The sequence below is a fragment of the Rathayibacter sp. VKM Ac-2928 genome, from assembly GCF_022815545.1.
Lineage (GTDB): Bacteria > Actinomycetota > Actinomycetes > Actinomycetales > Microbacteriaceae > Rathayibacter > Rathayibacter festucae.
This window is the reverse complement of the sequence record NZ_JALGRU010000004.1, coordinates 497,656-521,933: the sequence shown is the minus strand read 5'-3', so window position 1 is coordinate 521,933 and position 24,278 is coordinate 497,656. Positions and strand designations below refer to the sequence as shown.

The following is a 24,278-nucleotide window of genomic DNA, read 5'->3' as shown; positions in this document are numbered from 1 at the left end:
CACTCCCCCTGTGCTCCGGCGGCGCGCACTGACGCGCGCCGCCTCCGATCCGAGAAGGACCCCGCCATGACCACAGAGCAGTTCGCAGGAAAGGTCGCCTTCGTCACGGGCGGCGGATCGGGGATCGGTCGCGCCACCGCGGTCGCCTTCGCCGAGGCCGGTGCCGACGTCGCCGTCGCCGACCTGAACGAGGAGTCACTGAGAGCAACCGCCGCACTGATCGAGGCCGCCGGTCGCCGCGCTCACACCGCGGTGTGCGACGTGTCCGACAGCGCGTCCGTCGAGGCGGCCGTCGCCTCGACCACGGCTGTCCTGGGTCGGCTCGATTTCGGCGTCAACAACGCAGGAGTCGAGCAGCCGCCGAAGGAGCTCGCCGAGACGAGCGACGAGGAGTGGGATCGCCTCATGAGCATCAACCTCCGGGGCGTCTTCGTCTCGATGAAGCACGAAGTGATCGCGATGGGCGAGACCGGCGGCGCGATCGTGAACATCTCCTCCGGAGCCGGTGTCGTGGGGATCAGCGGTCAGGCGGCCTACTGCGCCACCAAGTGGGGCCTGATCGGGCTGACCAAGGCCGCCTCACTCGACTACGCAGCCCGCGGCATCCGGATCAACGCGATCTGCCCGGGAATCATCGAGACCCCGATGATGGACCGCTTCTCCGGCGGCACCCCGGAGGGCCGCGCGCGAGTAATCGCGCAGGAGCCGATCGGCCGGATGGGTCGCCCGGAGGAGATCGCCTCCGCGATCCTCTGGCTCTGCTCCGACCTGGGCGGATTCACACTCGGCCATGCGCTCGTCGTCGACGGCGGCCAGACGGTGGGTCTGTGATGAGCGACTCGACCCACCGCCGCGTGCTCGTCGGGCTCGACGACGACGGCCGATCGACCGTTGTCGGCGACGCCTTCGATCTGCCGATCGTCCGCCCCTCGGCGCACGTGACCCTGCAGGAGATCTGGCGCCAGGACAGCATCCCGGCCCGTCTGGACGACGCGACCGACCCGCGGCGCGAGGGCTCCCTCCCGGCGCCGCCGAACGGGGCAGTGGTGCGGATCCTCACGATCGCGCCCTTCAGCGGTGTCTCGACGGAGTGGGCCGCCGACCTGCACTTCGACGACTCCCTCCACATCATCACGATGACGACGGGTCTGCTCGACATCGTGCTGGAGGAGGGCGAGGTCTCGCTGGCGCCCGGCGACAGCATCGTGCTGCCGGCGAGCATGCACGACCTGCGCAACACCTCCGGCGCACCCGCGACCTTCGTGTACACGTCGTTCCCCCTCGAGCGCTGACAGCTCTCCCCTCCACTCCTGAAAGGCAGGGTCGCCGTGCGCGCGCGTCCGGAAACGACGAAGTTGCTGACCGAGTACTACGCAGCGATGGAGGCGAACGATCCCGACCTGTTCGGCTCCTACTACGCAGAGGACATGACGCTGACGTTCAACAGCGGGTCCGAGATCCGCGGCCGAGAGCAGGTCGTCTCCGCCTTCAGCGCCATGCTCGACCGGGTCGTCTCGCTGGGTCACGAACTCGTGAACGCCTGGGAGGAGGACGGCGGAACCGTCTTCTTCGAATCGATCGGCCGGTGGACACTGCACAGTGGCGTCGTCCTCGAGGTGAAGGCCGCCTCGCGGATCACCATCGTCGACGGGCACTTCACCGATCAGCGGATCTTCGTCGACAACGCCGAGGTCGAGGCAGCGCTCGCACACGAGATCCGCGCCTCCGCGGCTCCCGAGCCCGGCGAGCACCGCTCGCTGCGCTCGCGCCTCATCGTCACCGGCGTGGACGGCGACGGAAGATCGGTGTTCCTCAGCGACGAGCCGACGACCGACCGCTTGGTCGGCGACGGCTACACCCGCAACCAGCTCTGGCAGGGCCTCAGCGTCCCCACGCCGGTCACCGCACCCAACGGGCCCGGAGACGCCTCGGTCATCCCGCCTCCCCCGAACGGATACGGCTACGACATCACGGCGTTCGCCCCCGACAGCGAGTGGGACTACCAGGCCGGCTACGCCCGGCTCCTCGCCCAGTCCGGAGTAGTTCCTGAACCGGGTGACGCACCAGGCATGCACATCACGGACACGATCGACATCGTCTCGGTGATGTACGGCGAGGTCCATCTCCTCGTCGACGCGGGCGAGAAGCTCCTGCAGGCCGGCGACACGACGGTCATCCGCGGCGTGAAGCACGCATGGAGCAATCGGAGTGACCGCCCCTGCGTCATCTCGGCCGTTCATGTCAGCGCAGTCCGCTGACCGAGCAGCGCAGCCTCTCAGCGGGAAGGATCGACCATGATCAAAGAGTCAGCCGCGTTGGCCAACTACCCCGTGGATGTGCCTGTGAGCGCCGGCGACGTGCGCAGCGCGATAGAAACATCGGCTCGTGTGCTCATCGTCCTCGATGACGACCCCACCGGCACCCAGTCGGTCGCCGACCTGCCAGTGCTCACGCAGTGGGATCCGAGCGACTTCCACTGGGCTCTGAGTCTCGGACGTCCGGCCGTCTACGTGCTCACGAACACACGGAGTCTGGACGCCGTCACCACTGCTCGCCGCAACCGTGAGATCGTGCGCAATGCAAGCCTCGTCGCCTCGGACCTCGGACTCCGTCTCGCCTTCGTCAGCCGCGGGGACTCCACCCTCCGAGGCCACTTCCCGCTCGAGACGGACGTCATCGCAGATGCCCTACGAGAACTCACGGGCGCGGAGATCGATGCGATCGTGCTGGTCCCCGCCTTCCCGGACGCGGGGAGAATCACCGTCGGCGGAGTGCACTACATGCGCGACGCCGATAACCTCATCCCGGTCTCCGAGACGGAGTTCGCTCGTGACGCCACATTCGGGTACCAGAGCTCCGATCTCCGGGATTACGTGACCGAGAAGACCCAAGGCCGCGTAGCCGCCGAGGACGTCGTTCTGCTCGATCTCTCGATCGTGCGGTCAGGGCCCGAGGCGGTCGCTCAGGCTCTTGCCGGCCTGACAGGCGGAACCTATGTCGTCGTCGACGCCGTGACCGAGGACGACTTGCGTCTGCTCGCACTCGGGCTCGACCGCGCGGAGCAACGAGGCGCCACTCTGCTGTACAGAGTCGGCCCCCCTTTCGTTCGCGCCCGGGTCGGGCAAGAGATTCGTGCCCCTTTGACGGCGGGGGAGGTCTACGGCCCGGCCGGGAGCGCCTCTGTCGGCGGACTGATCGTTGTCGGCTCTCACGTCGGTCTCACCTCGCGGCAACTCCTCGTCCTCGGGAAGGGCGGCCAGGTCGAGACGACTCTCGAGGTGGATATCGCCGCCGTGCTCGACGGCGACCGAGCCGGTGATCAGATCGACTCGATCGCGAGCCGTGCGATCGACGCGCTCGGGCGTGGAGATGTCGTCGTGCACACCAGTCGCACCCTCGTGCGAACGAGCGATCGGGAGGAGAGTCTGGAGATCTCCCGTCGCGTGTCTGCCGCAGTGGTCCTGATCGTGCAGCGCATCCTGGCAGCACGGGCACCTCGCTATGTCATCGCCAAAGGTGGGATCACCTCGAGTGACGTGGCCGCCTTCGGTCTCGCCATCCGACACGCGATCGTGCGCGGCCCGATGCTGCCCGGTCTGGTCTCCCTCTGGGAGCCGGCTGACGGACCGGCCGCGAACATCCCTTACGTCGTGTTCGCAGGCAACGTCGGCGACGACCAGTCCCTCGCCGCAGTAGTCGCCACCCTGGCCCGGCCATCCGAGACGAGATGACCGTCGCTCTCTGACGGGTAGGTGTCAGCGCTGCCCGCATCACTGCGCAGCGCGACAGCGTTGACCGCAATCCACGGCGGGCACCACGCTCGGCACATCGGCGAAGAATGATGTCGAAACTCGTTGACAAGTCCCACAGTGCGGGATAACTTCAACGTCAAGCAGCCAAGCTTCGTGGTGAACGGGAGAACCCGGCACGGCCGTCGCGCTGTGCAGAGATCTACTCCGCTCCCCCAGCCGTGGGGAGTCGACTCCCCTCATACCGATGGAGGCACCGGTGCCACTCGCCGAGCACGATCGCAGCTTCGACATCGAACTCGCTGCCGCCCCGACCGTCCACCGGACGAACAAGCGCTGGCTGACCGACCTGAAGTACCGGCTGCCGACGCGCTACCTCGCCGCCTGGGCCGCCCTGGCCCTGCTGATCCTCGTCGCAGCCGCCTTCGCGCCCTCGAGCATGCGCGGGCCGTCCATCTCGGTGGTCACCGCGCTCGCGGGCATCCTGACCTTGGCGGCGCTCGGGCAGATGCTGATCCTGATGATCGGCGGCCTCGACCTCTCGGTCCCCGCCATGATCGCGATCTCGGCCGGGATCGTCGTCCGCTACGGCGTTCCCGGCGCGAACCTCCCGCTCGTGATCGCTCTGGCCCTCGCCGTCGCCGTGGCGTTCAGCCTGGTCAACGGTGTGCTGATCTCCGTCCTCCGGCTGAACTCGCTGATCGTGACGCTCGGCACCCTGGGCATCGCGTCCGGTGCGATCGGCCTCTGGACCGGCGTGTCCTTCTCGATCACCGGAGCCGCTCCCGCAGCGCTGACCGATTTCGCCCGAACGTCCTTCCTCAATGTCAACGTCTGCTTCCTCGTCGCGATCGTCGTCGCGGTGCTGCTCGGGCTCAGCCTCTCCCGCACCCGGGCAGGACGCATGGTGGGAGCGGTGGGTGCCAACCGGCGAGCCGCACGCACCCTCGGCACGCACGTGCTCGCGATCGAACTCGGCGTGTTCGCTCTGGCGGGGCTGCTCTACGGCCTGGCCGGCGTCCTCGTCGCCTCGTTCATCGGCACTCCTGACACCTCGATCGGCACCCCCTACCAGCTGGCGACGGTCACCGTGGCCGCCATCGCCGGCGTCGCGATGAACGGCGGGCCGGGCAGCGTCGCACCCGTCATCGCCGCCAGCGTCTTCCTCCAGCTCCTCGACCAGGTCATCGCGATCGCGGGACTCCCGACGGGAGTCGGAACGATCTTCCAGGGCGTCTCCCTGGTCGTGGCCGTCGCCGCGATCGCCATCTGGCGGGCGCTCCACACCGGAGCGCGCCGACTCGGCAGCCTCCGCCGTACGACGTCCTGAAGTCCGCGGTCCACATCACCTCGGGATCGCAGGATCCTCCTTCCCCACCACGACATCCCCACCCCCCTTAGAGAAGAGACCCGACAATGAAGTTCACCTCTCTCGGGCAGGCACGACGCAGCCGTCGCCTCGCCCTGAGCGCCCTCGCTCTCGGAGGAGCGCTCACCCTGATCCTCACCGGCTGCTCGACCACCACGAGCAGCGGCGGGGGTGGCGAAGCGGCCCAGGTGTCCGACGAGACCACGACGATCACCCCCGAGAACGTCGACCAGGAGCAGTTCGCGGCCACCATCCGCAAGGCGTTCCTCACCGACGTCCCCGTCTCCGATCTCGACCCGATCGTGGCCGATGCCCTCGCCGTCGCCTCCGAACCGCTGAGCGACGAGAACCAGGCCCTCTTCGAGGAGTGCCTGCGTCAGCCCGTCTGCGAGACCGGACACGGATCGCTGAAGGTCGGCATCCCCATCTTCGTGACCGCGAACGCCTACACCAACGTCAACCGCGCCGAGACGACCGCGCAGCTGCTCGCCTACCCCGAGGTCAGCGAGATCCACTACAGCATCTCCAACGGAGACATCGCCGCGTCGATCTCGAACGTGCAGAGCCTGATCACCCAGGGCGTCGACGTGATCATCGTCGACCTCGCCCTCGGCGGGGCCATGAACTCGGCGCTGCAGGAGGCCGCCGACGCCGGCATCACCATCATCAACGTCAACACGCCGGTGTCCGACGACACCTCGACACTGCTGACGACGGACTTCCCCACCGGCCTCTGCCAGACCTACACCAACGGCGTCGAGGCGCTGACGAGCTCGATCACCGAGCCGTCGACGTACATGCTCTTCACCGGCATCGCCGGCAACGACAACGCCGGCGCCTGGCAGCCGTGCGCGCGGGAAGCCTTCAACGCGGCGGGCTGGACCGAGCTCCCCGGCGGATTCACCAACTGGAACTCGCAGGGCGAGGCTCAGGCCGCCAACGCCCTCCGGGCCTCCGGCCAGGTCCCCGGCGCAATCGTGTACGACTTCTCCGCCGACCGTCTCGTCCAGCCGTTCATCGACGCCGGCGAGACCCCGCCGGCCGTCATCTCGGGCGTCTCGACCTACGCCTGGCTCACCACAGTGCAGAACGCCCAGGACGCCGGCGTGCAGCTCGACTCCTGGGTCTCGAACGGACACGTCTGGTTCGGCCGCCTCGCCGTGACCGCCGCGATGCAGCTCGCCCACGGCGAGGACGTCTCCTCAGAGGTGACCATCGACCTGCCGATGGCGCCCACCAGCGACGTCCTCGACACCGACTGGCAGGACATCCCCGCCGACGCCATCATCTCGAGCCTCCTCACCAACGAGCAGATCTCGCAGGCGCTCGCCGCCAACTGACCAGGCGTCGCCTGCACCCCATCTGGTGCGGGGTTCTGAATCATCGGACCCCGCACCACCCCACTCCGGTCCTCGACCACCACGTCCTGAAAGGTCCCGCCCATGGCCGACACCCTGTCGACACCGCTGCAGGAAGCGCCGAACCTGACGGTCCCCGCGCTCTCCCTCCGCGGAGTCACGAAGACCTACCCGGGCGTGAAGGCCCTCGACCAGGTCGACTTCGAATGCCGTCCCGGCGAGGTCCACGCTCTGGTCGGCGAGAACGGCTCCGGCAAGTCGACTCTGATCAAGGTCGCTTCCGGCGTGCTCACCCCCGACTCGGGTGAGGTCCGCATCGGCGGCGAGCTCTCGACCGGGAGCGGCGTGAAGCGCGCCCGGATCCTCGGCCTCGGCACCGCCTACCAGGACACCTCGCTCGTCCACGAGCTCTCGGTCGCCGACAACATCGCCCTCTCCTACAACGCGATAGGGAAGCCCTGCCCCGACGATCTCGTGTCGATCCTCGGGACGTACGCGGCACCCTTCGCGCCGACCGACATCGTCGACGACCTCGGCCCCGGTTCCCGGCAGCTCCTCGAGGTCGTCCGCGCCATGATCCAGAAGCCGCACGTGCTCATCCTCGACGAGCCGACCGCCGCCCTCGACATGAACCTCGCCGCGCACCTCGAGCACCTCATCCAGCTGTGCCGAAAGGACGGCATGGCGATCATCTACGTCAGCCACCGCCTGGCCGAAGTCCGGCGTCTCGCGGACCGCCTGACCGTCATCCGCTCCGGAGTCATCCAGGGGACCTATGACGCCGACGACTGGGACGTCGACACGATCGTCGAGCTGATGGTCGGCGTTCCCGCCGACCTCAAGTTCCCCGACCGGCTCGCAGCTCCCAGTGACAAGAACCGCCTCGAGGCGGTCGATCTCACCGGACCGAGCTACGGCCCCGTGTCCTTCTCCGTGCGCGGCGGCGAGATCGTCGGCTTCGCCGGCGCCGAGGGCAACGGGCAGCGCGCCCTCCTCCGCGGCGTCATCGGCCTCGAATACGACAGCGGGACGATTCTCATCGACGACGCCGCACTGTCCTCGCCCAGCCCCTCCTCGGCCCTGAAGGCCGGCATCAGCTTCCAGAGCGGTGATCGCGCGATCGAATCCGTCTTCGCCCCCCTCTCAGTCATGGACAACGTCACCACCCAGCTCGGCTCCGATGCCGGACCGGTCGGTACCGCGCCGGGAGGACGCCTCCGAACGGCGTTCGCGGCCGCCTCAAAGCAACTGAACATCGTCGCCGCCTCGCCCTACCAGCCGATCGGCGCCCTCTCCGGCGGCAACCAGCAGAAGGCGGTCCTCGCCCGGCCCGCGCTCAAGAAGCCGAAAGTCCTCATCGTCGACGAGCCCACTCAGGGCGTCGACGCCTTGGCGCGCATGGACATCTACCGCATGCTCGTCAGCGCCGCCGAGGAGGGCGTCGCCGTCGTCGTCAACTCCTCGGACGCCGGCGAGCTCGCCGGACTCTGCGACCGCGTCTACGTGATGTCGCGCGGACAGATCGTCGAGGAGATCATCGATCCGCCCTCCGAGGCCGCCATCGTGCGCAGCTTCGTCAACACCACCGACACCGCCGCCACCCGCACGATCCGCAAGCCCACCTTCTTCGAGAAGTGGAAGGCCCGACTCCCGATCAACGTACCCGTTCTGATCCTGGTCGCCCTGATCGCCGTCGTCGCGATCTACACCGGCATCAACTCCGACGTCTTCTGGAGCTCGCGCAATCTTGCGAACCTCCTCCTCGCGACCCTCCCCCTCGCGATCGTCGCCCTGGGCCAGCAGCTCGCCCTGCTCTCCGGAGGATTCGACATCTCCATAGGCTCGACGATGAGTCTCACGGTCGTGGCCATGTCCTTCACGCTGCCGAGCCTCGAGGGCGGTCCGATCCTCGTCACGGTGCTCGTCCTCCTCGCTATCGCGCTGGCCATCGGCGGACTCAACGCCCTCATGGTGATCGGCTTGAAGGTCAACTCGGTCGTCGCGACGATCGGAACCCTGGGCATCGTCGCCGGCACCGCCATCGTGCTCCGCCCCCAATCAGGCGGGATCATCGCTCCCGACCTCGGATCACTCGCGAGCCTGGGCGTCGCCTTCATCCCAGCCCCGTTCGCGGTACTCGTCGCCGTGGCCATCGGCCTCGAGATCTGGCTCACCCGGAGCACCTCGGGCCTCGCGCTGCGCGCCGCCGGCTTCAACGAGGAGGCGAGCAGCCGCATCGGCTGGAACGTCAACGCGATCCGCTCGCGCGCCCTCATCCTCTGCGCCCTCGGTGCCGTCGTCGCCGGCGTCTTCCTCGCCTCGCAGACAGGAGTCGGATCGAACGCGGTCGGCAGCAGCTACTCGCTCGCCTGCTTCACCGCGGTGTTCCTCGGCGGCGCTGTGATGACCGGCGGGCGCGGCTCCTTCATCGGAGCACTACTCGGCTCGATCTTCATCTCGCTCCTCAACAACGCGATGCCCTTCTTGAACGTGCCGCCCGCGGTCTCCCAGATGGTGAACGGAGGCATCCTGGTCATCGCCATCTCCCTGTACGCGATCCTCGCGCGGGCGCGGGCACGCAGATGAGCCCGAGTGCTCCAGCGGTACTGGCGCGGCTCGCACCGGCATCACCGGTCCGACCGGCCCTGGTCGGACGTGCTGCTGATCGACCGCCGGTGGAAGCACCGTGCTCGCCTGACTGCGTCTACTGCCGTGGCCCGGAGACGGACTGAACGCACCGTTCCCGTCGCCAGACGAGGGCCATGACTTTGTTCGCCCGTCGGCCTGACACAGCCGCACGAACGATACTGAGTGGTCCCCGCGCACGCCATCAGCAAGGCGCTCTGTGAATCAGACAGGACGACACCATGACCACGTGGCTCATCACCGGCGCCTCCTCCGGCCTCGGCGCCTCCCTCGCTCGAGAGGTCCTGAGAAGTGGCGACAATGCTGTCGTCACGGCCCGCGATCCTGACCGCCTGCGCGACCTCGTCACCGCGCATCCGGACACAGCGCTCGCCGTCCGCCTCGACATCACTGACCACGATGAGGTCACCGCCGCCGTCGAGGCGGCGTCGGCGCGGTTCGGCGGCATCGATGTACTGGTCAACAACGCGGGCCGCGGTTTCCGGGCCGCGGTCGAGGAAGCCGGTGCCGACGAGGTCGACGCGCTGTTCGCGACGAACTTCTTCGGCCCGGTCGACCTGATCAAGCAGGTCCTCCCGCAGATGCGCGCGCGTCGCGCGGGCACCATCGTCAACGTGTCCTCCATCGCAGCTCCGCGCTCAGGTCCTGCCTCCGGGTACTACTCCGCGACGAAAGCCGCCCTCGAGGGGGTTTCGGACGCCCTCTACCGGGAAGTGGGACCGTTGGGCGTCCGCGTCGTCGTCATCGAACCCGGAGGGTTCCGGACCGACTTCGCCGGCCGCTCGCTCACCCAGTCGAGGACGATCATCGACGACTACGCCGAGACGGCGGGTAGGCGTCGCAAAGAGAACGACACCACTCACGGCACCCAGCCCGGTGACCCCGACCGCGCCGCGCGCGCGATCGTGCAGGTCGTCCGCGCCGACTCCGCACCGTTCCGGCTGCTGCTGGGCTCGGACGCGGTCGATGGCGTCCAAGACGCGCTGCGCGACCGCCTCGCCGAGATCGCTCGATGGGCCCCTCTCAGCACCACGACCGACTTCGACTAGCAGTAGGTCTAGGTGTCTCACCTACCGAAGTCCGCCATCAGGTGGCCTCGCCCCGATCGGTTTCGAATCATGCCGAGCACCCGAGCCGATCGGTAGTTGTGGGCAACCTCGGGCGTTGATAACGGGGACTGGACGGACAACGGACGGCGATGTCCGCCCCGATTAATCAAATAGTGGTTCACGCCGCGCGGATCGGAGCTAAGGCTGCTTGTCGGTATCGAACATGCCGGCGGGTGGCTCCAAGTAGGGCAGCGGGTCACCCGGGAGATTCTCGTCCGTCGCACCCGTGAACGGCCCGTCGGTGGACAGGAGGGCCGCCATGTGTGGCTCGGCGTGGTTGATCCACCAGGCGCTGATCCCGAGCCCTGCGTCGAGGCGGGACGCTTCCCAGCTGCGCCAGAGCGCTTCGATGCGTTGCACGGCCTCATCGATGGTCCACCAGTCGGCGCGCCAGCGTCCGGTGCCCTGACCCTTGGTGGAGACGCGGCGGCGGTACGTGTACCGCCAGTACTTCCTCAGCCACTCGTCCGCGGATCCGTAAACGAGGGTCGGGGAGGAGTCCTCTTCGAACGAGCGCTGCACGGCCGCTTCGGCGCGGGCCTGCATCAACTCGACCCGCTCGGGAGTGAGCGCTCGTTCCAGGGCCTCTTTCGTCATCCCGGCGATGATCCCGGTGATGACGTCCGCGACTTCTCTGGCGGCGATCGCGTCGACGTCGAATGCGCCGAGCAGCGACGCAGCCGCGGTGTCTCGGTCCCCGTCGACGGCGGCCGGGAGGCCCGCAGCCTCTTGCACGTCTTCGCCCGCGAGCGGATCGTCGTCAGTCACGCTGCGCCTGCGTCCGCTTGGCGTCCTCGTTCTCCATCAGGGTCCGCATCGAGGCGGCGAGGTCGATCGTCGGAGCCGGTTCGACGCTCGCCACGACCGGCTCGGCGCCGGTCGCGACCGGCTGCGCGGCCGTCGCTACGAGAGGAGTCGGCTCGTCGCCGCGTGCCGGCGCGGTCGCGGGGTCGTGGGCGGCGATGGAGGCCTTGATCGCTGCGACCTTCTCCTTCGTGCCCTCGTACCAGGGCACGGTGCGCAGCAGCGCGGCTCGGGATCCGGTGGAGAGCATCACGGCGCGGCCGCGGGGCATCGCTCCGAGCTCGTCCACGGTCAGGATCCGTTCGCGCTTCAACGCGGTCGAGGTCGAGCGGACGCCCTTGTTGTAGCTGGCGGAGGTCGTTTCGCGGTCGTAGTCCCCGACGAGCTCGGAGACGTTCTGGAGGAAGTCGTTCTCCTTCACGCTGCCGAGGTAGAGGAACGCGTTCGATGCGCTCCACAGCTTCAACATGCCCTCCTTTCCGAACACGGCGACGCCCTGCGACCAGGACTGGAACACCGACATGATCGGGATGCCTCGGGAGCCGAAGTGCGAGTAGAGGTCGGGGAGGTCCCGCCACCGGCACACGTTCGCGGCCTCATCGAGGATCCCGACGAGGGGAGTGCGCAGCCGTCCGCCGGGCGAGGTGTCTGCGAGGTCGGTCGCCGCCCCGAGAGTGGCCGCGGTGAGTGCGGTGACGAGGGGGCCGGCGGTGCCGGCGCCCTCCTTGGAGTCATTCGCCACGGCCTAGGCCGTCGTATTCGGTTCTCCCGCCCCCAACTCGCCGCGTCAGACGCCTTCCTTGCCCAGTCGCTGCGTGTACAGCGGCGGTTGCAGGTCGGGCGGGAACGCGCCCTCGATCGGTGCCTCGTAGGGCAGTGCCTCCCCGATTCGGTTCTCGTCGGTGGAGTCTGCGAACGGCCCGTCCGGGGAGAGCAGGACGCTCATGTGCGGGTCGCAGTGGTTGATCCACCACGCGCTCATCCCTGCTTTCGGGTCGGCGCGTGCGGCCTCCCACGCCCGCCACAGCGCTTCGATGCGCTGCTGCGCTTCCTTCGATTCCCACCAGGCCGCTTTCCACCGCGAACTGCCGCCGGAGCCCTGTGCCATGACTCGGCGCCGGTAGGTGCCGATGAGCTGCTTGCGCACGAACTCGTCCGCGGATCCGAAGTGCGTCGTCGGCTCCTCCCCCGCCTCGAGGTCGACGCTCCTGGCCGCGGTGGCGGGCTCGTCGGCGCCGAACGGGTCGTCGTCGTAGCCGCTCATGCGGGAGTCACCGGCGTGAGGTCGTGTCCCTGCTCAGAGGCCGGCGTGGGTGTCGGCGCCGGCGCTGCGCCAGGTCGGTGGTTCGCGAGGGAAGCGTTGATCGCGGCGACGAGCGGCTTGGGGCCGTCGAACCACGGCAGGGTGCGCAGGATGGCGGCGCGGGAGCCGGAGGACATCAGGATCGCCCGCCCGATCTTGCGTCCCTTCTTCGGCGTGGGGAGGTTCGCGAGTTCGGCGACGTCGAGGATCAGTTCGCGCTTCAAGGCGCTGGTGGTCGAGCGCACGCCCTTGTTCATGCTCGCGGAGGTCGTCTCCCGGTCGTAGGTGCCGATCAGCTCCGACACCATCCGCAGGAACCCCGTCTCGGAGATTCCGCCCGCGTAGATCTTCGCGTTCGCGGCCGACCACAGCTTGTCCATGCCCTCCCGCCCGAAGACGCTGACGCCCTGCGACCAGGACTGGAACACCGACATGATCGGGATGCCTCGGGAGCCGTAGTGGCTGTAGAGGTCGGGGAGGTGGCGCCAGCGGCAGACGTTCGCCGCCTCATCGAGGACGCCGAGCATCGGCGTCTGCATCCGGCCGCCGGGCGACACGGCCGCGAGTTCCTCCGCTGCCTCGACGGTCGCGGCGGTGAGGGCGAGGACGAGGGGGCCGGCGCTGCCGGCGCCCTCCTTGGACAGGCTGTAGCGCGTCCCGGTGGAGCGGACGAAGGCGCCCGGATCGAACTCCGGCCGGGTGTCGTTCTCGCCGGTGCGGTTCACCCACTGGCGGGTGCCGGAGTCCTTCAAGCAGGACGCCATACACCGGGCAGTGGAGTACACCGATCCGCGCTCCCGGTGCTCCAACCGCGTCGCGCCCTGCAAGCTCTTGGCCATCAGCGGGAAATCGCGCGAGGCCAGGATGTCTCCGGCCGTCTCGTCGCCGGGTTTCGTCGTCCACTCGTAGACGTCGGTGATCGGGCGGCATGCGGATGAGGGGCTGCAGGCTGGCGCTGAGGAGGGCCGACTGCCATTTTTGGGCGATGATCGAGATCATGTCAGTTTGATCTTGTTCCGGAAGCGTGTGATTGTCGTCGACGCCTCGCTGCTCGGCAGTCGCGGTCGCCAGTGCCGGCGTCCTCGGCAGCTGCGTCGACCCCGACGGCGGCGACGCCCTCCGTGCGGCTACCGCCCCGCCCGCAGGCCCTGATCCTGCAGGTGCGCACTCACCACCGCGTCCGCCACGCGCCCGGCCGCGCTCGTCCCAACGAGCGGGCCGCCGCGCAGCCGCATGGCGAGCTCACCGGTCACGACGAGCAGGAGCTCCTCCGCGAGCCGCGGCGCCTCCTCCCCCACCAGCGGCTCGGCGAGCTCGGTCAGCCGTCCGCGCAGGGACTCCGTGTCGGCGCGGACCGCGTCGGCGAGCTCGGCCGGCGGGTCGAGGTACTCCGCGGACGACGCGAGGAACGCGCACCAGCGGGCGCCGTGCGGCCGCTCCCGGAAGCGCTCGAGTGCGGGGAGCACGGCCAGCAGTCGCTCCCGGTCCGAGTCCGCCCGCTCGATCTCGGCCTCCCAGGTCTCGAGCCAGGCCGCCTGCCGACGGGCGAGGGCGGCGGCGACCAGCGCCTCCTTGCTGGAGTAGCCGCGGTAGAGAGTGGCGGCCGAGACGCCGGCCAGTGCCAGCACCGCGTCGATCGGCGTCGCGGCGATCCCGCGGCTGAAGAAGAGCTCCTCGGCCGCGTCGAGCAGCTTCGCCTCGGTGCGGGGCCTGATCGAAGCGGCTCGGAGTGGAATGGACATACCTCCAGCCTAGATTCTCAATATGAAACGCACGTTTTCGTTCTCGTCTCCGGCCCCCCTCGTCCTCGCCGCCACCGGGCTCATCGCGGCGACCTACGGTCTCGTGCGCTTCGCCTACGGTCTCCTGCTGCCGGAGATGCGCTCCGAGCTGGGCTTCGACGCGGCCACGGCGGGCGGTGTCTCGGCCGGCGCCTCCCTCGCCTACTGCCTCGGCGCGGTCGCGGGCTTCCTGCTCGCCTCCCGCGCGGCCCGCGTCCTCGTGCTGGCCGCCGGTGCGACGGCGGGCGCCGGCGCGCTCGGGATGGCGCTCAGCCACGAGTTCGTCCCCTTCGCGATCGCCGCCGTCGTGAGCTCCGTCGGCGCAGGACTCGCCTCCCCCGCACTGGTCGACGTGCTCCGACGGGGCGTCCGCCCGGGACTGCAGGCGCGGGCGCAGACGATCGTGAACTCCGGGACGGGCCCCGGACTGGTCGGAGCGGGTGCCCTCGCCCTGACGCTGCTCCCGGGCTGGCGCACGGTGTGGGTGGTCGCGGCGGTCGTCGTGGTCGCGGCCGCCCTCGCGGTCGCCGTGCTCGACGGCGCCACCCCGCGCCGCGAGACCCCGACCGCGCTCTCCACGGCCTGGCTGGGCGCGCATCGCGGGGCGATCCTGGCGGCGGCGCTGCTGGGCGCCGGATCCGCCGGAGGCTGGAACTTCGGCAGGACCCTGCTGGTCGAGCGCGGGAGCAGCACCGCGGAGTCGGTCGTCGCGTGGATCGTCCTCGGGATCGGCGGCACCGTCGCGATCGCCACCGCCCGATGGACCAGCGCCCTGCCGCCGCGCACGGCCTGGACGATCACCACGGCGACGGCCGCCGCTGGGACCCTCGGCCTGGCGCTCACGGCCTCCTCGCCGCTCGCCCTCCTGGCGTGCCTCCTCTTCGGCTGGGGCTACACCGCCGGCACCGGAGCGCTCATCGCCTGGACCACCGCCCTGGACCCGGACCGCGCGGCGACCGGCACGGCACTGCTCTTCGTGGTGCTGATCGCGGGTCAGGCCGTGGGCGCCGTGGGCCTGGGAGCGCTCCTCGACGGGCCGGGCGCCACGGTCGCCTTCGCCGTCGCAGCGGTCGCGACGGCCGCCGCCGGAGTCGGCCGCCCAGCACCGGCGCGGAGGATCGAGGCGGGGAGCGGAGGCGCCGATACCGGTAGCCTCGCGGCATGACCTTCGCGAACGTCGGCACCCTGGGGGCCGCACCCGGCAGACGCGACGAGCTCGTCGCCCTCCTCACCGAGCACAACGCCGCCCTCGTCGGCGCCGGCTGCCTGGCCTACGAGGTCGGCGTCGACGACGAGCAGCCCGACACCGTCTTCGTCGTCGAGCTGTGGGAGAGCGCCGAGGCGCACCGGGCCTCCCTGGCCCTCCCCCAGGTCCAGGCCGCGATCGAGCGGGCGCGCCCGCTGCTCAGCGGCGCCTTCGGCGGCCACCGCTTCGACGTCGTGGGCTCTCCGCTCCGCAGCTGACCTCCGGCGCCGGCCCCGGAGCTGACCTCCGGGACCGGCCTCCACAGCCGACCTCCGGGGCCGGCCTCCGCCGAGGGCTCGATGCGGGCTGCGCGGACGTCTCCCCCGGACGTCGACGCCGTCGGTGATCGCGCCTCCGTCCCTCCGCCCGCTGATTCCGATCCCGCCACCCCGCCACCCGAGAGCAGAGCGCCATGATCAGCACCTTCCTCGTCGAGCACGCCGCGCTCGTGCCGATCGGCTTCTGGATCGCGGTCGCGCTGGTCACGGCGCTCGCCTGGCTGCTGCACCGGCGCGGCGCGAGGAGGACCCTCCTCGTCCTCGCCGCGGTGGCCTTCCTCGCGGGCATCGCGCTGACGATGTACCCGCCGGACGGCACGCCGCTGGTCTTCTGCACCGTGCAGTTCTCGGTGCCGTTCGACGGCATCGACACCCTCGCGAACATCGCCCTCCTGCTCCCCGGGGCCCTGCTGCTAGCGGTGGCGGTCGGCCGCCCCGTGCTCGTCGCCGCCGCCGTCTCCGGCCTGTCCGCCCTGATCGAGCTGGTCCAGGCGAGCGTCCCGGCGATCGGCCGCTCCTGCGACACGAACGACTGGTTCATGAACACCATCGGCGCCGTCCTCGGCGCGCTCCTCGCCGCCGTGATCCTCGCGATCGAGAACCGGCGGGCCGGTCGACGCGTGTCGCGCTGACGCCGCCTCCTGTCGCGTCGCGCTCGACGTCTCGACGCCGGGTCAGTGCGGGGGGCGCAGCGACTCGGCCGGGCTGAGAGCCGTGTCGGCGGTGCAGCCGAGCTCGCCCGGCTGGAGCAGCACCGGCGCCACCACGACGCGGGTGACGGCGCCCGCCTCGCGCTTGACGAGGACGCAGTCCTCGGCGTGCCCCATCGCCACTCCGACGTCCGTGCCCCGCAGCACGACCGTCGGCTGCGCGGCCACCTCCCGAGGTCCCGTCGGAGTCGCCAGACGCTCGCTGATCGCGGCGGCGATGTCCTCGATCGTGCCCGGGTCCTCGGGCAGCGCGGTCAGCACCTCGACCGCGGCCTCCTCCGCGTTCGAGGCCGGCACGACGACCTCGCGCGTATCGGGCGGCGCAGTGACGCTCGGCGTCGACGCATCGCACTCGACGTCCTGCACCCCGGTCGTGGTGCCGAAGACGGTGACGCCGTCGACGCTGTGCCGGCCGTAGAAGTCGAACTCGATCCGGAAGCAGTAGGGCTGTCCGTCCACGCCGACCGTGCGCGTGGTGAGGGCACCGAACGCATCGTCGAGCTCGGGCGCGTCGAAGGACTCGATCCCGACCAGGTCGGCGCCCTCGGCAGCGGCCTCCCTCGCGACCTCGTCGATATCGTCGGGCCGGTCGGTGCCGATCCGATCCGCCAGCGCGGCGGCAGTCTCGCGCGCGGTCGTCTCGGCGACCTCCGTGGTCGCGTCACCGGGGCCGTAGAGGGTCGGGGCGCAGCCGGTGAGCAGTGCAGCGGCCGCGAGGCCCGCCAGAAGCGGCACGGCGCGAGAGCTGCGCGTCACGATCGATCCTCCCCGGTGGCGAGCGGTACGGGCGAGCCTAGACGGGACCGGAGCGGGCGACGGCCCACCGGCCTACGGACGACGTCTGCCGACGAGGTGGACCCTGACGGCGGGCGCAACGAGAGTGCCGATCGCGAGGAGGAGGAATCCCCACCCCTCGGGGATCCCCGCCGCCACGACCAGCGCGCCGACGGCGGTCAGTGCGCAGGCTCCGATCACGCCCAGGATCACGGAGACGGTTCGCGCGCCCCGGCGGGCAGCGAGGACGAGCTGCGCGTCGCGGCGGCGGTCGGGATCGCGGAGTCGGATCAGCGGGAACGCGACGACAGCGAGCAGCAGCACGAGGGAGAACCAGGGGAACAGCTCCCACGCGAACGCGTCACGAAGCAGCGGACCGCGTGTACTCACGAGCAGAGCCTACGGACCGAGGCGGGGTCCCCGACGACCGAGTCCGGCTCAGGGCGTGCTCGCGGTCCGTCTCACCCGCCCTCTAGTGTCGGCAGCGATGGGGGCACGCCGCCCCCGCTGAGGGGATCACATGTCTTCGCTCCCGCGCGCCGCCGTCCGGCGCACGCTCGCTCTCGCCGCCGCCGTCCTGGTCGCCGCCTCCGCACTCGCCACTCCCGCGTCCGCCGCCGATCAGGGGCCCGCGGGCACGATCACCGGGCGGCTCCTGCTCGAGGGGACGCCCGACACGCCTGCGGCCGTCGGCACGGAGGTGCTTCTGCGCCCGACCAGCACCAGCGAGGTGAAGCCGCTCGTCGTCGCGACGACGGACGCGGCCGGGGCCTTCGAGGCCGCCGTCGTGCCCGACGAGACCTACACGGTCAGCGCGCTCGTCGAGGACGGCCTCCACGTCCAGCGCAACCTCGGCTCGGACCGACCGAACGCCGCGGGCACCGTCTTCTCCGTGAGCGCCGGCAAGACCCTCGCCCTGCCCGAGTACGTGCTCCCGCTGGGAGCCACGATCAGCGGCCACGTCGACACCGATGACGGGGTCTCCGTCCCCGTCACCGCCTTCAACCGGCCGCCGTACGGCAGCTACGTCGAGACCCGCACGGACGCGAACGGCGACTACACGATCCGTGGCCTCGACCTCGACTTCTACAACGTCTCCTTCGACGACCGCACCGGCGACCCGAAGGAGTGGTGGCCCAACAGCCCGACCCAGGACGGCGCCGCGCGCATCGTCATCACCAGCCTCGACCAGGCCGTCACCGGCATCGACGCGGACCTCCGCACGGCGCGCGCGAACCCGCTCGACCCCGCCCCCTGCCTCGACCGCTCGACGCTGACCGTCGCGAAGGCCACCTCGGCCGCCCGCGCGTACCTGCGCACCCACGATCTGGACGCCCTGAAGACCCTCACGCGCGCCGATGTGAAGCAGTACCTCGCCCGCTGCGCCTGAGCACGACCCGCCCGAGAAGCGGCCGCCGACACCTCGCGGGCGGCCGCTTCGTCGTGGACGACAGGCAGCGAGAAGCCGAGCGGGTCATCGCGATCGGGTAGCGGGGAACGGTCACCGGTGAGTCCGAGCGCCGACGCTGGTCCCGGCGGATCGCTGTCCCGCGGGCCCGACCTCACCGTCACCTACCCTGGGCGGATGGACGGCACGGTCGATCTGCTCACACGACGACTCCGGCTCCGGCGACTCACCCGGGAGGACGAGGCGGCGGTGACGGCGTACCGGGGTGACGCCCGCGCCTCCCGGTTCCTCGGTCACGGTCCGCTCGCGGAGGGGCAGTACGCCTCCTGGTTCGAGGAGCGGGACGCCGAGTGGGAGCTGCGCGAGCCGGGTCACCGCCGCTTCTACGGCATCGAGGTCCGGGCGACGGCGGAGCTCGTCGGTGACGCCGTCCTCGTCCGATCGGCGGACGGGCAGCAGGGTGAGATCGGCATGTTCCTCCACCCGGACACGGCCGGCCTGGGCTACTCGCTCGAAGCGGGCGGCGCTCTCCTCGACGTCGGGTTCGGGTCGCTCGGCCTGCACCGCATCATCGGACGCGCCGCAGCCGACAACCGCGGCTCCGTGCACGCGATGGAGCGGCTGGGACTGCGGCGCGAGGCCCTCTTCCTGCAGAGCGAGAGACGCGGCGAGACCTGGATCGACTCAGCGGTCTACGCGATCCTCGCGGACGAGTGGAGACGCAGGAGGCACGCAGCGGAATCGACCGGTTGACGGTTCTTCCACGGGTGCGGGGCGCGCCCTCTCACGGCCGCGAGGAGACGGAGAACGACGTCCCCGTGCAGGTGTAGGTGGAGCCGCCCACGACGTGGACCCCCTCGCCCAAGCGCGAACACGTCTGTGCCGCATCCACGAGGATCGGGACCAGGACGGCGAGAAGCACCGCGATGAAGGCCACTCCCACTGCCGCGATGATCACACCAGCGAGGGCCAGGCCGTTCCTCTGACCCGCTCGCCGGGATCGGATCAGCGCGATAAGACTGAGGATCAGTCCCGCCACATTGAGGAAGCCGATGAACGCGAGGACGAATCCGACGATCGTCACCACTCGATTCGAGCGCTGCTGGCTCTCGGTCATCGTCCTTCGGCCGCTGGGAGAAGCGCTCTGAGCGGGAGGAGAGCTTTCGGTCGTCACTCGGGAAACCTAGCGGAGAAGCAGTCTTCCCGACGTGATCCCGACCGTCCGATTCGTCGAGAGAACCGAGCTCGTTCGCCAGCGAATGGCCGAGATCGCTCGACCTCGCCGCGAGTCGACCACCGACAGATATTGCTCCTCACAGATTCACTCCCTTCGCGGGGTGATCACCACTCCACTGGAAGGAGCGCTCGCACGAGCGCCCGGTCCGAGAACCGGTGACGGCGACCGGCTCCACCCCTGAGGAGGACCCTGCTGATGTCCGCTCCTTCGGCGGGACGCCGCTCCCCCGTCAGGTCGCTTCGCGCAGGCCGGTCCGATCGTGGAGAAAGGTCGCAGGAGGGACCGGTTCGGCAGTACGGTCCAGGCAGGAGAGACGTCGACCGGCCCGTCGCCACCACGAAGGCCGTGTGGTTGAGCCGGGACGTATCTGTCGGACGGACGGCGAGCCAGCGTGCGGCGTCGCTCTGGGAGACGGGGTACTGATGAGAGTCACGAGGATCACGCTCGGCATCGCCGGCGCCGTGCTTGCGGCGGCGGCAGTGGCGACGACGATGGGCGTCTCGGCTGCGCAGGACGGCGGAGACGGTCCGAGCACTCCCGAGCAGACCGCTCGCACTGAACCCGCCACTGCTGAGCCCGCCGTCTCACGGGAAGAAGCATCCGCAGAACGCGTGGAGAACTTCCCTGCACTTCAACCGTACGACGGCTCTCAGCCTCTGGTGCCCGTCGCCGAGCTGGTCGGCTCCGCACGAGCGGTCGTCGACGTCGGCGCCGAGAAGAGCCCTGTCTACGCAGCCCTCCTGTCCTACGGAGATCTGCGGGTCGCCCTGCCGAGTCTGGCCTCGGACGTGCAGATCTCTGCCGACCGTCCGGTCTACGTACTGACGGTGCACCACACGATCCAGAACTGGGGCGCGCTCTCGGGCACGGTGGCCAAGACCTGGGACGTCTACACACTCGTCTGCGATGGACCCACGGGGGACACGATCGCCTCCGGCACGGGGACGGACATCGAAGCGCTCGGGATCGAGGGAGAGTACGTCGAATAGCGCCGACGAGCGCGCCCTGCGATGCGGCGGCGCCTCGGCTTGTCCTCACAGGGGACGAGCGATGATCGCCTCCCGGCGCCGGCGCTCGTCCTCAGCCCGCAGGGGCACCTGGAGGAGTGGTCACGAGCAGGTACCGTGCCGCGCCTCCAGCGTCCGCCGGCACCGACCAGCGGTGCGGGCGTGACGTCTCGATCGTGATCGACTCGCCGGCAGACACCGTGTGAGACGCTCCGTCGGCGTAGGTCAGCATCGCGGTGCCCTCGGTGACGAAGACGAACTCCTCGCCCTGATGCACGAAGTCGACGTCGTCGGACTGCCCCGGCTGCGCAGTGAAGAGGTACGCCTCCGTCCGCCGGCCCGGGCCGCCCGCCACCAGCCGAGCGCGCGGGGCGTGCGGCTCAGTCGTCTGCCCTGAATTACATCCCTACAGCCGAGCGGGTCGCAGCAAAATCCGAGCAACGGCGGCAGAAGTCCGGGGGGCGACAACCCGGAGTTCGAATCTTAGAAGGCCCGTTGGTCCCCTCAGCGGAGGTGAGGTGTGAGCAAGACGAAGACCCGGTCGAGGACCCAGCCGACGAGGTGATCGAGCAGCAACATCGCGTTCTCCCCGTCGGACGTCAAACCGGGGACGTCGAGGCGAATTGTCGCATGCCGGAGTACGGCGACGTTATCGAGATCTACGTCATTGGCGAATTCGAGAACTACGGCAGATCCGATGCCGGCTACCGTCTGGCCGGTGACGTGAGCTTCAGAAACATGCAGCATTACGCCGTCTGCAGGCGAGAAGCCCTGCGTGCCCGTCGTGGATGTCGTGAGCAGCTCTGAGTGATGGCGCTGGGTCTTTGCGAGCTCCGATAGAAGAGCCAGTACGTGAGTCTCGGGAGCCTCCGGTGTTCCGGCGTAGGGCTGAAGGGAAAGGACGTCGGCGCGGGCGCTCTCGCTGAGCAGGTGTACCCGGCGCCGGACCCAGACTTCTTCCTTCAATGCGGCCGGAAAACCAACTCCCGTCTTCTGCGCGGCGGTGAGCCTGCCCTGCTCGTGGACAGCGAGGGCCATCGCGAGATGTTCGAGAGAGAACTGGAGATTGATGAGGATGTTCTGCACCAGCTCGCCGGCTCGGTCTGGGAGGTCCTCGGCCACCTCGACTATGACCTGGGTCATCTCGTCTCCGCGCTCGAAGCGCATACTGCTAGCCCGTTCGTTCCAAGAGACGACGATGTCGCCGAGCTCAGCGAAGTCCCGCCGCGCCCGCTCGTAGAGGCGCATAAAGCTCTCGCCCTTGAACTCGTCCCGGATGACATCCAGCCTCGCCCGATTCGCCTCGGCACGCCGTTCGTCCTCTGCCTCCCACTCGGCCTGCTCCCGAAACATCTGCTCGTACGCGGCGACCCCATCCCGCTCAGCCCGGGCCTGGGCGTTCCTCTCGTCCCGCTCCGCGCGCCGCCGAGTGGTACGCGCTTCCCTCGCTGCTTTGCGCGGATCCACCACAACGACACCCCTTCGTCATGCCATCCGTCCGACGGCGGCACGACACTACCGGCCGGGCGACCGATGAGCCACAGGGGGCACACCCCGCCGCGGTCCGCGGGTGGGACTGCTGCAGGCGGAGCCCTCTGCCGGTTCTCAGTCGGGCAGGCTCTGCCAGATCACCGACTCGACGGGGTCGCCGTCCGACGTGCACTCGTCCGGAGTGTCCTCGAGCGTGAGGTAGCCGCCGCCGCCCTCCACGACGTCGCCCGTCGTCAGCGCTCCTCGACCAGGGACGTCGATCGTCCGGCCGTCGCCACTGAGGCGCGAGCCGACCGGGAACACCAGCGGGAGGGCCGTCCCGTCGTTCTGCACGGCCAGGCAGCCCTCGTCGGTCGTCGTGAGAGTTCCGGCGATCGACGCCTGCATCACCAGGTCGGGGGCCTCGGAGGCGACCATCGCGGTGACGCCCTCGCTCCGCTGCACCGCGGCGTCGGAGCCGGAGCACGCCGTGAGCGTCATGGCCGAGGCGGCGCACAGCAGCACCGTCAGTGGGCGGAGTCGTCGACGAGGAATCATGAGAACAGCCTACGAATCCCTCCTCGGCGGAGTCGTACCGCTCAGCACTCCCCCGCTGGACACTGCACCGCGCGGGGCGGGTGACCGGTAGCCGAAGGGTCGCTCACCTGCCCGCACAGGGTCGCTCCACGGGCCGACGGCCGGCAGGGTCAGCACGGCACCCACCGCAGTGACCGCCGCGAGCAGGACGCCGACCGGGACAGCGACACGGGGACGGTAGGCGCCGATGACGAGGGTGGAGAAGGTCAGGAGCGCGCCGACTCCGACGAGCGCGAACCATTGGACGAGCGGCCAGGCCGGCCCGGCGAGGCAGTCGACGGGCGGGTCGTTCACCTCGAGGAACGTGCTGCGGTAGTCGCCCGCGCAGCCGAGGAGGATGAGCCAGTTCGTCACGGCGCCGAGCCCTGCGAGGACGACGCTGGAGACGGCGCCGACGACTCCGATGAGCGCGAGGATCGACGCGACGGCGTCGGAGGCGGCCGTCCTGGTGGTCCGCCGGCTCATGGTCCTCCAGGCGAGAACGTCGCGGCCGAGGCCGGACCGGAGGAAGAAGGCACGCGCAGGCCAATTCCGGGTCGACCCGCGTGCCGATCCTGAGGGCTCACCGCTCGACCGAGCGCGCGGGCAGGTGGGAGGCCGCTCCGCGCCGCCGGCTCAGTGCCCAGACGAGCGCGCCCGCGAGGAGCACCGCGCAGGTCAGCCCGGCGACGTGCAGGACGAGCGACGGCACGCCGTTCTCGGGGAGCAGGAAGCCGTACGGCACCCACCAGTCGGTCGCCCCGCGGACGAGCACGACGACGACCCAGACGATCGGGTAGGGCAGGACCACCCACAGCCGGCGCCAGGAGAGCTGTCCGCGGTCGGCGACGACGATCCAGTCGAGGAGGACGAGCGCGGGGAGCACCACGTGCAGGACGGCACTGACCCAGGGCGGGGCCGTCCCGGTACCGGGAACGAGAGTGTTGTAGATCACGGCGACGACGATCAGGTAGGCCGTCGCCGCGCCGCGGACGTGGCTCAGCCACACCGGGGTCGGACGGCGGGCGAGCGCGATCGAACCGGCGACGATCAGCACCGCGCTGGCGAGGAGGCTGGTCTGGTTCGTGAAGTAGCCGAAGTAGTCGAACGGATTCGGCTCGCCGGCCGCGATGCTCAAGGCGTAGGTGTGGAGGATCACCGCGACCGCGGCTGCACCGACGGCGATGCGCGCAGCGCCCACGAGAGGGCGGATCGATGCCGGGGTAGCCACCGGCTCAGCCTAGGAGCCGTCGCGCTCGATGCTGACCCGCGACAGACTCCTCCCCTTTCGGGATGTGGGCCGAGGACTTGTTCCACCTCAATGCGTTCCGCTTCCCTTCGGACGACCGAGGCCACGAGCAGAACAGAGGACCGGCGCGTGGACGAGTTCGAGGGTTCAGACGGCTTCCTCCCGTCGCTGGTTCTGGGCGTCCTTCCGTACCTCCTCATGGTC

Annotated in this window: 27 protein-coding genes; 14 read left to right on the top strand and 13 right to left on the bottom strand. The window is 69.9% G+C overall.

Going from position 1 to position 24,278, the window contains the following annotated elements:
• The first annotated feature begins 66 nt into the window (after positions 1–66).
• From MT350_RS17010 to MT350_RS16975, 8 genes are all read left to right on the top strand, one after another.
• Complete coding sequence (locus MT350_RS17010) at positions 67–831, top strand: SDR family NAD(P)-dependent oxidoreductase (protein ID WP_243600149.1); 765 nt, start codon at positions 67–69, stop codon at positions 829–831.
• On the top strand, positions 831–1,292 hold the full coding sequence (locus MT350_RS17005; RefSeq protein WP_243600148.1) for a hypothetical protein: 462 nt from the start codon (positions 831–833) through the stop codon (positions 1,290–1,292). Before MT350_RS17010 ends, MT350_RS17005 begins: the two co-directional genes overlap by 1 nt.
• A gap of 36 nt (positions 1,293–1,328) precedes the next feature.
• Positions 1,329–2,258 (top strand): nuclear transport factor 2 family protein, encoded by a 930-nt coding sequence (locus MT350_RS17000; protein WP_308197401.1) that lies wholly within the window; start codon positions 1,329–1,331, stop codon positions 2,256–2,258.
• A gap of 36 nt (positions 2,259–2,294) precedes the next feature.
• The gene (locus MT350_RS16995) at positions 2,295–3,731 is read left to right on the top strand and encodes a four-carbon acid sugar kinase family protein (protein WP_243616310.1); all 1,437 of its coding nucleotides are present in this window, start codon (positions 2,295–2,297) and stop codon (positions 3,729–3,731) included.
• 277 nt (positions 3,732–4,008) lie between these two features.
• Complete coding sequence (locus MT350_RS16990) at positions 4,009–5,079, top strand: ABC transporter permease (RefSeq protein ID WP_243616309.1); 1,071 nt, start codon at positions 4,009–4,011, stop codon at positions 5,077–5,079.
• An 86-nt stretch (positions 5,080–5,165) separates the two neighbouring features.
• Entirely contained in the window at positions 5,166–6,458 is a 1,293-nt protein-coding gene (locus MT350_RS16985; RefSeq protein ID WP_243600144.1) for a substrate-binding domain-containing protein, read from the top strand.
• A 102-nt stretch (positions 6,459–6,560) separates the two neighbouring features.
• Entirely contained in the window at positions 6,561–9,062 is a 2,502-nt protein-coding gene (locus MT350_RS16980; protein ID WP_243616308.1) for an ATP-binding cassette domain-containing protein, read from the top strand.
• A 281-nt stretch (positions 9,063–9,343) separates the two neighbouring features.
• Entirely contained in the window at positions 9,344–10,171 is an 828-nt protein-coding gene (locus tag MT350_RS16975; protein WP_243616307.1) for an oxidoreductase, read from the top strand.
• A 198-nt stretch (positions 10,172–10,369) separates the two neighbouring features.
• Here MT350_RS16975 and MT350_RS20535 read toward each other — a convergent pair whose 3' ends face one another.
• From MT350_RS20535 to MT350_RS16950, 5 genes are all read right to left on the bottom strand, one after another.
• Entirely contained in the window at positions 10,370–10,999 is a 630-nt protein-coding gene (locus MT350_RS20535) for a DUF4913 domain-containing protein (RefSeq protein WP_243600142.1), read from the bottom strand.
• Complete coding sequence (locus tag MT350_RS16965; RefSeq protein WP_243600141.1) at positions 10,992–11,777, bottom strand: TraG/TraD/VirD4 family protein; 786 nt, start codon at positions 11,775–11,777, stop codon at positions 10,992–10,994. The genes MT350_RS20535 and MT350_RS16965 overlap by 8 nt, the downstream gene beginning before the upstream one ends.
• Positions 11,778–11,822: 45 nt before the next feature.
• A complete protein-coding gene (locus MT350_RS16960) occupies positions 11,823–12,299 on the bottom strand; it encodes a DUF4913 domain-containing protein (protein WP_243600140.1) in 477 nt (158 codons plus the stop codon).
• A complete protein-coding gene (locus MT350_RS16955) occupies positions 12,296–13,090 on the bottom strand; it encodes a type IV secretory system conjugative DNA transfer family protein (protein ID WP_243616306.1) in 795 nt (264 codons plus the stop codon). Before MT350_RS16955 ends, MT350_RS16960 begins: the two co-directional genes overlap by 4 nt.
• Before the next feature lie 375 nt (positions 13,091–13,465).
• Complete coding sequence (locus tag MT350_RS16950) at positions 13,466–14,080, bottom strand: TetR/AcrR family transcriptional regulator (RefSeq protein WP_243616305.1); 615 nt, start codon at positions 14,078–14,080, stop codon at positions 13,466–13,468.
• A gap of 22 nt (positions 14,081–14,102) precedes the next feature.
• Here MT350_RS16950 and MT350_RS16945 point away from each other — a divergent pair, with 22 nt between their 5' ends.
• The 3 genes from MT350_RS16945 (at position 14,103) to MT350_RS16935 (ending at position 16,275) form a co-directional block, all read left to right on the top strand.
• The gene (locus MT350_RS16945; protein ID WP_243600137.1) at positions 14,103–15,284 is read left to right on the top strand and encodes an MFS transporter; all 1,182 of its coding nucleotides are present in this window, start codon (positions 14,103–14,105) and stop codon (positions 15,282–15,284) included.
• Complete coding sequence (locus MT350_RS16940; protein ID WP_243600136.1) at positions 15,281–15,583, top strand: putative quinol monooxygenase; 303 nt, start codon at positions 15,281–15,283, stop codon at positions 15,581–15,583. Before MT350_RS16945 ends, MT350_RS16940 begins: the two co-directional genes overlap by 4 nt.
• A gap of 194 nt (positions 15,584–15,777) precedes the next feature.
• Positions 15,778–16,275 (top strand): VanZ family protein, encoded by a 498-nt coding sequence (locus MT350_RS16935; protein ID WP_243600135.1) that lies wholly within the window; start codon positions 15,778–15,780, stop codon positions 16,273–16,275.
• 42 nt (positions 16,276–16,317) lie between these two features.
• Here MT350_RS16935 and MT350_RS16930 read toward each other — a convergent pair whose 3' ends face one another.
• On the bottom strand, positions 16,318–17,109 hold the full coding sequence (locus MT350_RS16930; RefSeq protein WP_243600134.1) for a hypothetical protein: 792 nt from the start codon (positions 17,107–17,109) through the stop codon (positions 16,318–16,320).
• A 72-nt stretch (positions 17,110–17,181) separates the two neighbouring features.
• Positions 17,182–17,517, bottom strand: coding sequence for a hypothetical protein (locus MT350_RS16925; RefSeq protein WP_243600133.1), 336 nt, complete (start codon positions 17,515–17,517; stop codon positions 17,182–17,184).
• Between the two features lie 130 nt (positions 17,518–17,647).
• Between MT350_RS16925 and MT350_RS16920 the strand changes: the two genes are divergently transcribed.
• Together MT350_RS16920 and MT350_RS16915 are read left to right on the top strand one after the other, a co-directional pair.
• Positions 17,648–18,517, top strand: a complete 870-nt coding sequence (locus MT350_RS16920; RefSeq protein ID WP_243600132.1) for a carboxypeptidase-like regulatory domain-containing protein — start codon at positions 17,648–17,650, stop codon at positions 18,515–18,517.
• Between the two features lie 195 nt (positions 18,518–18,712).
• Entirely contained in the window at positions 18,713–19,288 is a 576-nt protein-coding gene (locus MT350_RS16915) for a GNAT family N-acetyltransferase (RefSeq protein WP_243600131.1), read from the top strand.
• Positions 19,289–19,319: 31 nt separating this feature from the next.
• On the opposite strand, the gene MT350_RS16910 is transcribed toward MT350_RS16915, so the two are convergent.
• A complete protein-coding gene (locus tag MT350_RS16910) occupies positions 19,320–19,652 on the bottom strand; it encodes a TMEM43 family protein (protein WP_243616304.1) in 333 nt (110 codons plus the stop codon).
• Between the two features lie 542 nt (positions 19,653–20,194).
• On the opposite strand from MT350_RS16910, the gene MT350_RS16905 reads away from it, so the two are divergent.
• Complete coding sequence (locus MT350_RS16905; RefSeq protein WP_243616303.1) at positions 20,195–20,761, top strand: hypothetical protein; 567 nt, start codon at positions 20,195–20,197, stop codon at positions 20,759–20,761.
• A 91-nt stretch (positions 20,762–20,852) separates the two neighbouring features.
• On the opposite strand, the gene MT350_RS16900 is transcribed toward MT350_RS16905, so the two are convergent.
• The 5 genes from MT350_RS16900 to MT350_RS16880 all read right to left on the bottom strand — a co-directional run bounded on the left by MT350_RS16900 (position 20,853) and on the right by MT350_RS16880 (position 24,056).
• Positions 20,853–21,134 carry a cupin domain-containing protein gene (locus tag MT350_RS16900; RefSeq protein ID WP_243600128.1) on the bottom strand — a complete coding sequence of 94 codons (282 nt, stop codon included), beginning with the start codon at positions 21,132–21,134 and terminating at the stop codon, positions 20,853–20,855.
• 149 nt (positions 21,135–21,283) lie between these two features.
• On the bottom strand, positions 21,284–22,249 hold the full coding sequence (locus tag MT350_RS16895) for a hypothetical protein (protein ID WP_243600127.1): 966 nt from the start codon (positions 22,247–22,249) through the stop codon (positions 21,284–21,286).
• Between the two features lie 135 nt (positions 22,250–22,384).
• On the bottom strand, positions 22,385–22,807 hold the full coding sequence (locus tag MT350_RS16890; protein WP_243600126.1) for a hypothetical protein: 423 nt from the start codon (positions 22,805–22,807) through the stop codon (positions 22,385–22,387).
• Positions 22,808–22,816: 9 nt separating this feature from the next.
• Positions 22,817–23,311, bottom strand: coding sequence for a hypothetical protein (locus MT350_RS16885; protein ID WP_243600125.1), 495 nt, complete (start codon positions 23,309–23,311; stop codon positions 22,817–22,819).
• A 97-nt stretch (positions 23,312–23,408) separates the two neighbouring features.
• Positions 23,409–24,056, bottom strand: a complete 648-nt coding sequence (locus tag MT350_RS16880) for a Pr6Pr family membrane protein (protein WP_243616302.1) — start codon at positions 24,054–24,056, stop codon at positions 23,409–23,411.
• Positions 24,057–24,278: the final 222 nt, after the last annotated feature.